This is a genomic window from Dactylosporangium cerinum, from assembly GCF_042653625.1.
In the GTDB taxonomy this organism is placed as follows: domain Bacteria; phylum Actinomycetota; class Actinomycetes; order Mycobacteriales; family Micromonosporaceae; genus Dactylosporangium; species Dactylosporangium cerinum.
The window spans coordinates 142111-155420 of the sequence record NZ_JBHSIU010000041.1 but is presented as its reverse complement, the minus strand read 5'-3'; the positions used below and the strand labels follow the sequence as shown (position 1 = coordinate 155420).

9 protein-coding genes and 2 pseudogenes are annotated in these 13310 nt (G+C 71.0%); 7 read left to right on the top strand and 4 right to left on the bottom strand.

Annotated elements, in window-relative coordinates:
- Positions 1 to 13: 13 nt before the first annotated feature.
- Positions 14 to 1606 (bottom strand): annotated as a pseudogene (locus ACFPIJ_RS29670) (IS1634 family transposase); the annotation flags it as partial.
- Positions 1607 to 1704: 98 nt separating this feature from the next.
- Here ACFPIJ_RS29670 and ACFPIJ_RS29665 point away from each other — a divergent pair.
- The 3 genes from ACFPIJ_RS29665 to ACFPIJ_RS29655 all read left to right on the top strand — a co-directional run bounded on the left by ACFPIJ_RS29665 (position 1705) and on the right by ACFPIJ_RS29655 (position 4676).
- On the top strand, positions 1705 to 2553 hold the full coding sequence (locus ACFPIJ_RS29665) for an RNA-guided endonuclease InsQ/TnpB family protein (protein ID WP_380119647.1): 849 nt from the start codon (positions 1705 to 1707) through the stop codon (positions 2551 to 2553).
- An 88-nt stretch (positions 2554 to 2641) separates the two neighbouring features.
- Positions 2642 to 3229 carry a class I SAM-dependent DNA methyltransferase gene (locus ACFPIJ_RS29660; RefSeq protein WP_380119645.1) on the top strand — a complete coding sequence of 196 codons (588 nt, stop codon included), beginning with the start codon at positions 2642 to 2644 and terminating at the stop codon, positions 3227 to 3229.
- A gap of 64 nt (positions 3230 to 3293) precedes the next feature.
- Positions 3294 to 4676 (top strand): alpha,alpha-trehalose-phosphate synthase (UDP-forming), encoded by a 1383-nt coding sequence (locus ACFPIJ_RS29655; RefSeq protein WP_380119643.1) that lies wholly within the window; start codon positions 3294 to 3296, stop codon positions 4674 to 4676.
- Positions 4677 to 4682: 6 nt separating this feature from the next.
- Here ACFPIJ_RS29655 and ACFPIJ_RS29650 read toward each other — a convergent pair whose 3' ends face one another.
- Both ACFPIJ_RS29650 and ACFPIJ_RS29645 read right to left on the bottom strand, forming a co-directional pair.
- On the bottom strand, positions 4683 to 5969 hold the full coding sequence (locus tag ACFPIJ_RS29650; RefSeq protein ID WP_380119641.1) for an EAL and HDOD domain-containing protein: 1287 nt from the start codon (positions 5967 to 5969) through the stop codon (positions 4683 to 4685).
- 30 nt (positions 5970 to 5999) lie between these two features.
- A complete protein-coding gene (locus ACFPIJ_RS29645; protein ID WP_380119637.1) occupies positions 6000 to 6476 on the bottom strand; it encodes a GNAT family N-acetyltransferase in 477 nt (158 codons plus the stop codon).
- A gap of 121 nt (positions 6477 to 6597) precedes the next feature.
- Here ACFPIJ_RS29645 and ACFPIJ_RS29640 point away from each other — a divergent pair, with 121 nt between their 5' ends.
- Positions 6598 to 6936, top strand: coding sequence for a VOC family protein (locus ACFPIJ_RS29640; RefSeq protein WP_380119635.1), 339 nt, complete (start codon positions 6598 to 6600; stop codon positions 6934 to 6936).
- A gap of 13 nt (positions 6937 to 6949) precedes the next feature.
- On the opposite strand, the gene ACFPIJ_RS29635 is transcribed toward ACFPIJ_RS29640, so the two are convergent.
- On the bottom strand, positions 6950 to 8185 hold the full coding sequence (locus ACFPIJ_RS29635) for an RNA-guided endonuclease InsQ/TnpB family protein (RefSeq protein ID WP_380119633.1): 1236 nt from the start codon (positions 8183 to 8185) through the stop codon (positions 6950 to 6952).
- Positions 8186 to 8211: 26 nt separating this feature from the next.
- Here ACFPIJ_RS29635 and tnpA point away from each other — a divergent pair.
- The 3 genes and pseudogenes from tnpA to ACFPIJ_RS29620 all read left to right on the top strand — a co-directional run bounded on the left by tnpA (position 8212) and on the right by ACFPIJ_RS29620 (position 13279).
- A pseudogene (gene tnpA / locus ACFPIJ_RS29630) lies at positions 8212 to 8626 on the top strand (IS200/IS605 family transposase).
- 139 nt (positions 8627 to 8765) lie between these two features.
- On the top strand, positions 8766 to 11387 hold the full coding sequence (locus ACFPIJ_RS29625; RefSeq protein WP_380119631.1) for an MGH1-like glycoside hydrolase domain-containing protein: 2622 nt from the start codon (positions 8766 to 8768) through the stop codon (positions 11385 to 11387).
- The gene (locus ACFPIJ_RS29620; protein WP_380119629.1) at positions 11384 to 13279 is read left to right on the top strand and encodes an amylo-alpha-1,6-glucosidase; all 1896 of its coding nucleotides are present in this window, start codon (positions 11384 to 11386) and stop codon (positions 13277 to 13279) included. Before ACFPIJ_RS29625 ends, ACFPIJ_RS29620 begins: the two co-directional genes overlap by 4 nt.
- Positions 13280 to 13310 lie beyond the last annotated feature (31 nt).

The following is a 13310-nucleotide window of genomic DNA, read 5'->3' as shown; positions in this document are numbered from 1 at the left end:
CGATGCCCCCCCATTAGAGGTTTGCCGTGAGTTCGATGATCTTCTTTGGCGGGTCGAGCTTGAGCGCGGTGAACAGGTCGCGTTGGCTCTTGGTGGGCTCGGTGGTCTGCCGGAACGTGCCGGCGGGTCCGGTGAACGTGATCGCGTGCAGCCGGTCGAGTTCGGCGCGGATCTTGGTCCAGGTGCGGCCGGTGGTGGTCTCGGCGCCGCAGATCAGCAGCAGCGCGAGCCAGCAGAGCAGGACGTGGGCGCGGATGCGTTCTTCCAGGCGGTGGCAGACCGGCCGCAGGTCCAGGACCGACTTCATGTCGCGCCAGCCGCGTTCGACCTCCAGGAGTTGCTTGTAGCCCAGCGCGATGTCTTCGGGGGTCAGTTTCGGGTCGGAGCAGCGCAGCAGGTACTTGCCGTCGAGGCGGGCTTCGGCCTTGATCGCGGCGTGGTCGATGCGTAGCAGCCCGGCGGAGGTGACGCGCAGGAACCGGTTGAGGCCGGGCTGGGTGGAGATCTGCCCGCGCAGTTCGGCCCGTTTGGTGGCGCTGAGGGCATCCGAGCCGGTGATCTTGTCGGTCAGGCGGACGACCAGGTGTCCGCGCACATGGGCGTCCCGCTCGGCTTCGTCGGGGTTGAAGCAGATGACGAACCGGTCGCCGCCGTCGTCGAGCTTGACTTCCTTGACCTGCAGGCTGGCGGTGATCTGGGCGTAGCGGCCCTGGCGGGACAAGGCGGTCTTGGCCTCGGCCGAGCCGGAGCGCAGCTTCTCGCCGATGATGTAGTGCCCGCCGGCGCGTTGCAGGTATCGGCGGTTCTCCGCGGAGGTGAACCCGCGGTCGGCGACCCAGACGACGCGGGCCAGGCTCCAGTCACGCATGTCGTCCTTGACCTGGCGGATCAGCGCCGAATCGCTGTAGTTGCCGGGCCACGACCACACCCGGACCGGGATCCCCTCACGGGTCACGGCCATCCCGACGACGACCTGGGGCAGGTCGGCGCGGTGGTCCTTGCTGCGGCCGTGGGTGCGAAACCCGCTGTCACGCACCGGATCGGACGGCTCGGCACCGGGTTGGACCCGGCCGTGCTCGTCACGGGCGACCGGCTCGTCGGCCTCGCCGGTCTCGAAGTACGTGCTGGTCGTGTCGAAGAACAGCAGGTCCACCTCAAGATTCAGAAGGTCGGCGACCTGGTGGTAGACCTGCCTGGCCACCACCGTCTCCACCCCGAGTAGGGCGTCCATCGCCCGGTAGCAGGCCTCGTCGACGACCTCGGACAGGCCGTCGATGTGCACGTCGTGGGCGATCCAATCGGTCGCGGCGAGCTTGCTGGACGGCTTGAGCGCCCGGTTCGCGGTCAAGGCGAACAAGATCCGCTCCACGCGGGTGTCGTCGACCCGCTTACCGGCCAGGGCGTCACGGATCGCGGTGTCGATACCGAGCCGCCGCCACAGGCCGTCGAGGGCGTACGCGCCGCCCATCGGCCGCGAGTCGGTCAACGTAATGTCCGCCGGCGTGGCCAGCGCCGCGGCGGCCGCCGGATCCAGCAGCCTGCTCAACGCTGTGACGAGGCGCTGCACCGCAGGGCGGTCGAGTTCGTCTTCACGGCCGAAGGAGTGTCGCAGCAGGCCACGTTGCGGCGTCTGGACAAGGCGATGCAGGCGTTCTTCCGGCGTGTGAAGGCCGGTAGGGCGCCGGGTTTCCCCGGTTCAAGGGGGTGGGGTGGTTCGACACGGTCGAGTGGCCGAAGGACCGCGACGGCTGTCGTTGGAACTCGACTGCTGATGGTGGGCAGGTCCGTGTCTATCTGCAGGGGGTCGGGCATGTGCGGGTGCACGCGCACCGTAAGGTCGAAGGTGTGGTCAAGACGGTCAGCGTGAAGCGTGAGGGTCGGCGCTGGTTCGTGGTGCTGTCCTGCGACGAGGTCCCCGCCCTGAACCTGGCCGAGACGGGCGGCGTCCTCGGTATCGACATGGGCGTGACGTCGTTCCTGACCACCTCCGACGGCGTGCATCTTCCCAACCCACGCCACGGCCGCCGCAACGCCGACCGGCTCGCCGCGGCGCAACGTGACCTTGCCCGCAAGCAGCGCGGCTCGAACCGCCGCCGAAAAGCCCGAGAGCGGGTTGCGGGCTTGCATGGCAAGGTCCGCCGGCAGCGGCTCGATCATGCCCACAAGACCGCGCTGTGGCTGGTCCGTCATCATGACGTGATCGCCCACGAGGGTTTGCGGATTGGCAACATGACCCAGTCCGCGTCCGGCACCGTGGAGGCGCCGGGCACGAACGTGGCCCAGAAGTCGGGTCTGAACCGGAGCGTCCTGGACGCGGGTTGGGGGGTGTTCCTGAACGTGCTCGCGAGTAAGGCTGAAAGCGCCGGTCGTGTCGTCGTTGCGGTGAACCCCGCCAACACCTCCCGTACCTGCCCGTCCTGCGGGCACTGCGCGAAGGGCAACCGCGTCACCCAAGCCGGGTTCGTCTGTGTCGCCTGCGGCTTTGCCGGGCACGGGGATGTGGTCGGCGCCACGAACGTCCTCAGGGCCGGGCTGGCCCTTCTCCGTGCCTGAGCGCGCAGATAAGCTGACGTCTTCAGACGTCAGAGGAGTCACGAGCGCGGACGACTGGCTGGCGGACACCCGGACCTCCTACGACACGGTGGCGGAGAGCTACGCCGGCCAGTTGCGCGACGCGCTGACCGGCGAGCCCTACCTACGGGCCGCCCTGAAGCTGTTCGCCGGCCAGGTCGGTGTCGGCCGGGTCGCCGACGTCGGCTGCGGCCCCGGGCACGTCACCGCCTACCTGCACGAGCTGGGCGTCGACGCATTCGGCATCGACCTGTCGCAGGCAATGGTCGACATCGCCCGGCGGGATCACCCGGGCATCCGGTTCGAGGTGGGCTCGATGACCGACCTCGACCTGCCCGACGCGTCGGTCGCCGGGCTGCTCGCCTTCTGGTCGCTGGTGCACGTCCCCGACGCCGCGATCCCGGCCGTCTTCGACGGCTTCCGGCGGGTGCTGCGCCCCCGTGCCCCGCTGCTGCTCGGGTTCCACGCCGGCCACGGGTCGCGGCTGAAGACGGAGGGGTACGGCGGGCACCCGATGCGGGTCCACGTCCACCGTCGCAGTCCCGAGCAGGTCGCGGCCTGGCTGCGCGACGCCGGGTTCACCATCGAGGCGCAGCTGCTGCTGGACCCGGACCAGGCGGCCCCCGGCGCGGTGCTGTTCGCCCTCCGCGCGGCGTGATTCGTCCCCGGATGCGGTTTCCCGCGCGCCGGGTGAGGTAGACCAGGGGTGTGGAGACGTCCTGATGGCCGACGGGTACGAGTTCGTCGTGGTGGCGAACCGGCTCCCCGTGGACCGCACCACCGGCGACGACGGCGACCAGCACTGGACCCGCAGCCCCGGCGGGCTGGTCAGCGCACTCGAACCGATCTTGCGCAGCTCCGGCGGTGCCTGGGTGGGCTGGACCGGCGCGCCCGACGACGACACCGGCCCGCAGGAGGTCGACGGGATCCAGCTGCGCCCCGTCCCGCTGAGCGCCGAGGACGTCGACCGCTACTACGAGGGCCAGTCCAACTCGACCATCTGGCCGCTGTTCCATGATCTCGTCGAGCCACCCGTGCACCGGCGACCGTGGCGACAGGCATATGAGTCGGTGAACCGCCGCTTCGCCGAGGCCACCGCCGAGGCCGCGGCCCACGGTGCCACCGTGTGGGTGCACGACTACCAACTGATGCTCGTCCCGGCGATGCTGCGGGCGCTGCGGCCGGACCTGCGCATCGGGTTCTTCCTGCACATCCCGTTTCCGCCGGTGGAGCTGTTCATGCAGCTGCCCCGGCGGGCCGATCTGCTGCGCGGGCTGCTCGGCGCCGACCTGGTCGGGTTCCAGCGCCCCCACGCGGCGCAGAACTTCCTGCAGCTCGCCGCCGGCCTGCTCGGCCTCGAACCGGACGACGACCGGGTCGCCTACGAGGGACGCACCGTCGTCGCCCAGGCCTTCCCGGCCTCCATCGACGTGGCCGAGACGGACCGCCTCGCCGCCGACCCCGACATCCAGCGGGAGGCGGACCGGCTGCGCGCCGAACTCGGCGGCGACCGGCGGCTGCTGCTCGGCGTCGACCGCCTCGACTACACCAAGGGCATCGAGCAGCGCGTCGAGGCGTTCGGCGAGCTGCTCGCCGAGGGCGTGGTCTCCAACGACGAAGTCGTGCTCGTGCAGGTCGCCACCCCCAGCCGGATGCGGGTCGCGCAGTACCAGCAGCTGCGGGAACGCGTCGAACGCGAGGTCGGCCGGATCAACGGCGAGTTCGGCGCGGTGGGCCGGGTCCCGGTGCACTACCTGTTCCAGTCGCGCTCGCCGGCCGAGCTGGTCGCGCTGTACCTGGCGACCGACGTCATGCTCGTCACCCCGCTGCGGGACGGCATGAACCTCGTGGCCAAGGAGTTCGTCGCCGCCCGCCGGGACGAGCAGGGCGCGCTCGTGCTCAGCGAGTTCACCGGCGCCGCCGCCGAGCTCGAGGACGCGTTCTTGGTGAACCCGCACGACGTCGAGGACCTCAAGCGGGCGATCATCGCCGCGCTCGACGCACCACCGGACGACCGCGCCGTGCGGATGCGCCGGATGCGCGCCCGGGTCCAGGCCCACGACGTCGACCGCTGGGCCCGCCAGTTCCTCGAGGCACTCGCCTGACCAGGCTCAGTGCGTGTGGGGGACCGGGTCCGGCTCGGGGTGGCGCAGCTCGCCGGACAGGTCGCTCAGGGTCCGGTTCGCCCAGCGCGCGGCCGTCAGGTACAGCGACGCGAGGGCCGCCGGGTCCGCCGTCGCCAGGGACCGCGGAAGGGCCGGCTCGGCGCCCGGCGTCGTGTACGCGCGCACGATGGCCAGCACCTCGCCGAGCGGGCCGGTGCCGGCGACGAGGGCGTCGGTGAGGGCCGGGTCGAGCGGCACGCCGTTGAGGACCCGGTCGGTCGGCTCGCCGAACAGGTCGGCGACGGCGGACAGCAGCCCGCCGATGTAGGCGGGCTCGCCCGGCAGCGCCGAGGCCTCGGCCAGCAGCTGGCAGCATCGGGCCCGGATCAGCAGCTGGCTGAGCTGCTCCGGGTCGGCCTCGGTGAGGTCCGCGACCAGCATCAGCGTCACCCACTGGCGCAGGCGGGTCAGGCCGAGCGCCACGACCGCGTCGCGGATCGACGACACGGTGCGGTTGAGGCCGAACGACGCCGCGTTCGTGGCGCGCAGCAGCCGCAGGCTCAGCGCCGCGTCCTGGCCGACGAGGTCGACGAGCCCGTCGATGTCGACGTCGTCGGTGCTGAGCGCGGCCATGACGCGCAGCCGGGTGAGCCGGGACGGGGCGAGGGCGACGGTCGAGCTGACGTGCGGGCGGCCCAGCACGTGCCCCTGGAAGAACTCGAAGCCCAGCGACATCGCGAAGTCGAGCGCCTCGGGGGTCTCCAGGCGCTCCGCGATGAGCTGCAGGTGGGCGTGCAGCCGGCAGTTGAGGACGGTGGCGCGGACCATTGCCTCGTCGGCGTCCAGCATGTCGATCTTCACGTAGGTGGCGATGTCGAGCAGCCGCTCGTGGCTGGTGCCGAACACGAAGTCGTCCAGGGCGATGGTGTACCCCTCCTCGGCGAGGGCGGTCACACCGGCCAGGACGTCCTCGTCGACGTCCGTGGTCTCCAGGACCTCCAGGACCGCCTGGCTGCAGTCGAAGGGCAGCGGCAGCTGGCCGGTGAGGAAGTCCCGGGTCAGGTTGATGAAGCAGACCCGGCCACCGGACACCTCGTCCAGCCCGAACTCCGTGAACGCGGCGACCAGCACCCTGGCGGTGGCGTGCGCGTCGCGACGGGAGGCGGTCGAGGCGGTCGCTCCGGCCCGGAACAGCAGCTCGTGCGCGATCACCGCCCCGTCGCGGTCGTAGATCGGCTGCCGCCCGACGTGGACCACGTGATCGCCGTCAGGCCCACCCGTTTCCTGGCTCACCTCGTCATGATCGCCCGAAAATCCCCCCGATTACCGGAAAACGGAGGAATGCGGCTTTGAGCGCCACACCCGCTCGCCGTCGACCTCCTCGTCCGTGGCGGTCAGGCCGGCCCGCGCCGCGACGCCCGCCGAGGCGTGGTGGTCGGGGTGGATGTTGGCGGTGACGACCGGGAGCCCCCGCTCGAGCAGCCACCGCACCAGTGCCGTCGCGGCCTCCCCGGCGAAGCCGCGCCCCTGCCAGGGCACGCCGATGACCCAGGCGATCTCGGCGGCCCGGCCGGTCACGGTCGCCTGGACCGTGCCGATCGGTGCCCCGCCGTCCGCGCGGCGCACGATCCAGTTCAGCCAGGACTCGTCAGGGTCGTCCGGGCCGGCCACCAGCCGCTCGTACCGGCGGCGTAGCTCGGGAAGGCCGAGCGGGTGGCCGCCGGTGAACCCGTGCAGTGCCTCGTCGCCGAGCACGTCGGCCATCACGTCGGCGTCGGACGGGCGCAGCGGGGTCAGCACGAGCCGCTCGGTGGTGATCGCCTCGGATTCGATGGTCGCACCTCGTCACATCCTGTGCGGCCGCTCCGTCAGACCCGGTAGAGAGCATTCGCCGACGGCACGGAGGAGCACGACGATGAATATGAGCAGCATCTCGGGAGTGGTCTGCTACGTCAAGGACCTGGACGAGACGGCGGCCTTCTACGAGCAGCTGGGCTTCCGGCTGAAAAGGGACGCGAACCAGCTGACCGCCTACGTGAACTGGTTCTGGATCATGTTCCGGCCGCAGGACGAGGAGCCGCCGGTCCGCGGCGCCGGCACCTACCTGTACATCAAGGTCGAGGACATCCAGGAGTTCTACGCGGGCGTGCAGGCGCTGGGCCTGAAGCCGGCGACCGAGCCGACGAAGAAGGCCGGCATGGTCGAGTTCGAGCTGGCCGACCCCGACGGGTACCACCTCGTCTTCTTCTGGAAGAATTGACATCCTCTCCGCCCTAATGGACGGAGATTCCCTCCACGCTGCGCATGGAATGCGCGGCGTCCGGGTGGGTTACCGCTTCGCCGCGCGGTGCCAGCATCGCTGCTGGTCTTATCTGCGCTCCACGGTCGTTTGAGTTGTCCGCCTGTCCGGCGGCCAACACGTTCTTCGCGGCGTTGTGATCGCGGTCGTGGGTGCTGCCACACGGGCACACCCACGACCGGATCGACAGATCTATCTTCTCGTTGGTCCGCCCGCAGTCGGAGCACATCCGGGTGGACGGCAACCAGCGGTCCACCCGGGCGAAGGTGCGCCCGTACCGGGCGGCCTTGTATTCCAACATGCCCGTGAACGCCGCCCATCCGGCGTCGTACACGGACTTCGCGAGCCGGGTCCGGCCGAGACCGGCCACGCACAGGTCCTCGACGTAGATCGCTTGGTTGTCGCGAACTACGTTCGTGGACAGTTTGTGCTGCCAGTCGCGCCGGGTGTCGGCCACTCGGGCGTGCGCCCGAGCAACCTTCACGACGGCCTTCTTGCGGTTTTGGCTGCCCCGCTGCTTGCGGGACAGATCCTGCTGCAGCCGGCGCAGCTTGCTGGCCGCGCGGCGCAGGAACTTCGGTGCCGTCACCTTACGGCCGTCGGACAGGACCGCGAAGTGCGTCAGGCCCAGGTCGATGCCGATCTCAGAGTCGGCCGGCGGCAGCGTCTCGTCCTGGACGGTCTGCACGACGAACGAGGCGAAGTACCGGCCGGCCGCGTCCCGGATCACCGTGACCGAGCTAGCCTCGGACGGCAAGCCACGCGACCAGCGCACTTCCACATCCCCGATCTTCGGCAGCCGCAAGCGACCGTTGTCCAGGACCTTGAAGCGGGAGTTCCTGGTGAACCGGATCGCCTGCCGGTTGTCCTTGCGCGACCGGAACTGGGGTGGCGCCACCTTGCGACCCTTGCGCTTGCCCGAAATCGAGGCGAAGAAGTTGCGGTACGCCACGTTCAGATCCGCGAGGGCCTGCTGGAGCACGACTGAGGAGACCTCGCCCAGCCACACCCGCTCGGGCGTCAGCTTCGCCTCGGTGATGATCCGACGCGACAGCTCGCCGTCCGAGACGTACCTCTCCTCCGCCTCGCGTGCCTGCTGACGCAGGCGCAGCCCGTCGTTGAACACCACGCGAGCGCACCCGAACGCCTTCGCCAGCTCAATCTGCTGACCGGGCGTCGGGTACACGCGGTAGTTGTACCGCAGCTGCACAACGCCACCGTATCAATGGCCTATGGCTGCTCCCCGAAGACACTCGCACTGGCAGCCACTGCGTTTCCGCCCTACACGGCCACCTGGTCATCGCAACGAAGTTCCGGCACACGGTGTTCAGTGACCGGCACCTCGCCCGGATGAAGGAGATCATGCTGGCGGTGTGTGCCGACTTCGAGACGGAACTGGTCGAGTTCAACGGGGAGAACAACCACGTCCACCTGCTCGTCAACTTTCCACCCAAGGTCGCCCTGGCGAAGCTGGTCAACTCCCTCAAGGGCGTCTCATCGCGGCGGATGCGGCAGGAGTTCCCGGACCTCGTGCGCCATTACTACCGAGCCGACAAAACTCTGGTCAGGCTCGTACCTCGCGGGCTCCGTGGGCGGGGCACCGTTGAGCGTGGTGCGTCAGTACATCGAGCAGCAGAACCGCCCGGCTTAAAATACTGCTCGAGCCTTGACGGCTCTCCCAGTGCAGGCCTGCGCCCCCGCCCTGAAGGGCGGAGCACTGGCCCGCAATCCGGCAGCCTCATGCCGCCGGGGTGACGCCCGGGCACACCGCGGGATGGTGCGCTGGCGGCATGAGCAATGCGGAGCGGGAGCGGGTCGCGTCCTTCGGGCGGCCGGAGGACGGGCTTCTCGACGCGAGTCCCTGGTACCGGTGGGGTCCGTACCTCAGCGAGCGGGCCTGGGGCACCGTGCGCGAGGACTACAGCGGCGACGGCACGGCGTGGGAGGCGTTCCCGCACGACCACGCGCGATCCAGGGCGTACCGGTGGAGCGAGGACGGCCTCGGCGGCATCTGCGACGCCGAGCAGCGGCTGTGCTTCGGCCTCGGCCTGTGGAACGGCGAGGACCCGATCCTCAAGGAACGCATCTTCGGGCTCACCGGCAACGAGGGCAACCACGGCGAGGACGCCAAGGAGTACTGGTGGTACCTCGACGCGGTGCCGAGCCACGCCTGGATGCGCTGGCGGTACCACTACCCGCAGCGGGCGTTCCCGTACGAGCAGCTGGTGAGCGAGAACCGGCGCCGGTCCCGGGAGGAACCGGAGTTCGAGCTGCTGGACACCGGCGCGTTCGACGAGGACCGGTACTGGATCGTCGAAGCCGACTACGCCAAGGCGGACCCGGACGACCTGCGGATCCGGGTGCGGCTCACCAACACCGGGCCGGAGGCGGCGACCCTGCACGTGCTGCCGACCGTCTGGTTCCGCAACACCTGGTCGTGGTCCTCGGAGGACGGGCCCAGGCCGCGCCTCGCCGCGGCCGGCGGCGCCACGATCGGCATCGAGCACGAGGGCCTCGGCCCGATGGTGCTGCAGGCCGCGCCGGGGCCCGACGGCGCGACGCCGCGGCAGGTGTACTGCGACAACGAGACCAACGCGGAGCGGTTGTTCGGCAGCCCGTCGGTCACGCCGTTTCCGAAGGACGGCATCAACGACCACGTGGTGCACGGCGCCGGCACCGTCAACCCGGAGCGGGAGGGCACGAAGGCCGCGTTCTGGTATCAGGTGACGGCCCAGCCGGGCGAGACGGTCTCGCTGTCACTGCGGCTGGCGCCGGACGCGGACCCGTCCGCCTTCGGGCCGACGTTCGAGAAGGTGCTGCGGCAGCGGCGCGCCGAGGCCGACGCCTTCTACGCGGACCTGACGCCGCCCGGGACGACCGACGAGGACGCCATGATCATGCGGCAGGGCTTCGCCGGCATGATCTGGGGCAAGCAGTTCTACAACTACGACGTCGCCCAGTGGCTCAAGGGCGACCCGGCGCAGCCGGCGCCCCCACCCGGCCGGCAGCACGGCCGCAACGCCGGCTGGCGGCACCTGGACGCCTCCGACATCATGTCGATGCCGGACCCGTGGGAGTACCCGTGGTTCGCCGCGTGGGACTCCGCCTTCCACGCCGTCGCGCTCGCCCATCTCGACCCGGCCTTCGCGAAGTACCAGCTGGTGCTGCTGTGCCGCGAGTGGTTCCAGCACCCCAACGGCGCGATCCCGGCCTACGAGTGGGCGTTCGAGGACCTCAATCCGCCGGTGCAGGCGTGGGCCGCGCTGCAGGTGTACGAGATCGACGGCCGGCGCGACCTGCAGTTCCTGACCCGGGTCTTCTCGAAGCTGGTGCTGAACTTCACCTGGTGGGTCAACCGCGAGGACGCCGACGGCAGGAACCTGTTCCAGGGCGGCTTCCTGGGGCTGGACAACATCGGCCCGATCGACCGGTCGCACCTGCCGCCGGGGTACCGGCTGGAGCAGTCCGACGCGACGGCATGGATGGCGTTCTACTGCCTGAACCTGCTGGAGATGGCCCGGGAACTGGCCCGGCACAACCCGGCGCTGGACGACCTCGTGGTCAAGTTCCTGGAGCACTTCGCCCTCATCTCCGAGGCGATGCGCACCAACGACCTCTGGGACGAGCACGACGGCTTCTACTACGACATGCTGCGCGCCCCCGACGGCTCCAGCACGCCGCTGCGGGTCCGCTCGATGGTCGGCGTCATCCCGCTGTTCGCCTCCAAGGCGCTGCGGCAGGAGGACTTCGACCGGGTACGGCGGCTGTCCAAGGGCTTTGCCGAGATGCCGGCGCACCACGTGCTCAGCCGGGACGGCGACACCGGGCTCGTGGCCGTCGGCGTGGCGGCGCACGGGCGGGCCCGCCGCATCCTGCCGCACCTGTTCGACGAGGACAGCTTCCTGTCCCCGTACGGGCTGCGGGCGCTGTCCCGCTGGCACGCCGAGCATCCGTTCAGCGTGGAGCTGCCGGGCTGGACCGCGAGCGTCACCTACGAGCCCGCGGAGTCCACCACCGGCATGTTCGGCGGCAACTCCAACTGGCGCGGCCCGCTGTGGATGCCGCTGAACTACCTGGTGCTGCGCACCCTGGAGGACTACCACGCCAACCTCGGCGACGCCGTGAAGATGGAGTACCCGACCGGCTCCGGGCGCCAGTGCACCGCCGGCGAGATCGCCGAGGATCTGCGCCAGCGGATGCTCTCGCTGTATCGCCGTGGTCCCGACGGCCGCAGACCGGCCTTCGGCTGGGTGGACCGCCTGCAGCACGACCCGAACTGGCGCGACAACCTGCTCTTCTACGAGTACTTCCACGCCGACAACGGCGCGGGGCTCGGCGCGATGCACCAGACCGGCTGGACCGGGCTGCTGGCCGAGCTCATCGCCCGTCCTTCCATTGGAGCGCAGCGGTGATCACCTTTGGCCGCCAGGTGTGCGGCGACCTCGCTTCGGCGTCCACCCGCGAGTGGCTGGTGACGGACGGGCTCGGCGGCTACGCGATGGGCACGGTCGCAGGCCTGCGCACCCGCCGGTACCACGGCCTGCTCGTCGTCGCGGCGCCCGGGGCCAGCTCCCGGATGCTCGGCCTGGCCGCCCTCGACCCGGTCGTGCGGGCCGGCGACCGGGTGTTCCGCCTCGCCACCGACGAATGGGCCGGCGGCGCCGTCGACCCCGCCGGGCACATCCACCTCGCCGAGTTCCGCATCGAGGACGGCGTGCCGTGCTGGCGCTGGGACCTCGGCGACGTGGTGCTCGAACGGGAGATCGCGATGGCCCACGGCCGCCCCGCGGTCGGCGTCGTCTTCCGCGTCCTGCGTGCACCAGGCCCGATCACGCTCGAACTGACCCCGCTGTGCACCTGGCGCGACGCCCACGGCGAACGCCACGGCGACATCGAGCCACGGATGATCCCGGTCGCGGACGGCTTCGAGTTCGACGGCGCGTACCGGGTCACCGGGCCGAACTGGCAGCCCGGCGGCGAGTGGTACCGCGGCGTCCACGCCCGCGCGGAGGCCGCCCGGGGCCTGAACCCGGACGAGGACCTGTGGGCCGCCGGCTGGTTCACCGCTTCCCTCGCGCCTGGCGCGTCCGTCGGGGTCACCGCTGCCGCAGCCCCCTACGGCGGTGTGCTGCCTTCCGCGGACGCCCTTGTCGCCACCGCCCGGTCCCGCGCCCGCGCACTCTGCCGGGGCGCAGGAGCGAGCGACGCCGTCGGCCGGCAGCTCGCCATCGCCGCGGACCAGTTCGTCATCGACACCCCGACCGGCCCGTCGGCCGCGGCCGGCTACCCCTGGTTCGGGGAATGGTCCCGCGACCTGATGACGTCCTTCGAGGGCCTGTTCCTGACCACCGGCCGCCTCGACGAGGCCCGCCGGGTCCTGCTGCGCGCCGGCGCCACCGTGTCGGAGGGGATGCTCGCCAACACCGCCGACACCGGGACGTTGGAGTACAACACCGCCGACGCGGCGCTGTGGTTCCTGCGTGCGATCGACCGGTACTGCGCCGCTTCCGGTGACCTGGACACGGTCGCCGAGCTCGCCGACAGCATGGACGCGGTGCTCACCCACCACCAGCGGGGCACCCGCTACGGCATCGCCGCCGACCCGGCCGACGGCCTCCTCACCCAGGGCAAGCCCGGCTTCGCCCTCACCTGGATGGACGCCCGCATCGGCGGCGACCCCGTCACCGAACGCCAGGGCAAGGCCGTCGAGATCAACGCCCTGTGGATCTCGGGCCTCGCCACCACCGCCGCCCTGTTCGACCGCGTCCGCCGCCCCAACGACTGGGCCTCCGCGGCCGCGCGCGCCGCTGCGTCCTTCGGACGCCGCTTCCCCCGCCCGGACGGCCTCGGCCTCTACGACGTCGTCGACGGCCCCGCCGGCGACGACCCGTCCGTGCGCCCGAACCAGCTCCTGGCCGTCGCGCTGCCGCACGTGCCGGCGGCCGACCCGCGGACGGTCGAGCTCTGCCGCACCGCGCTGCTCACCTCCCTCGGCCCGCGCTCACTGGCCCCGGAGTCACCGTCGTACCAGGGCCGCCACCAGGGCGGCCCGGCCGACCGCGACCGCGCCTACCACCAGGGCACCGTCTGGCCCTGGCTGATCGGCCCGTTTGTCGACGCCGCCCGACGCGTCGGCGCCGACGTCACCGGTGTCCTGGACGGCCTGGAGCTGCACCTCGGCGAGTGGGGCCTGGGCTCGGTGTCGGAGACCGCGGACGGCGACGCCCCGCACACCGCGACCGGCTGCCCGTTCCAGGCCTGGTCGGTCGCCGAACTGATCCGCGCCCGAGCCGCCGTGCACTGACCTGCTGGGGTTTTGTAAACCTTGCCGGCGG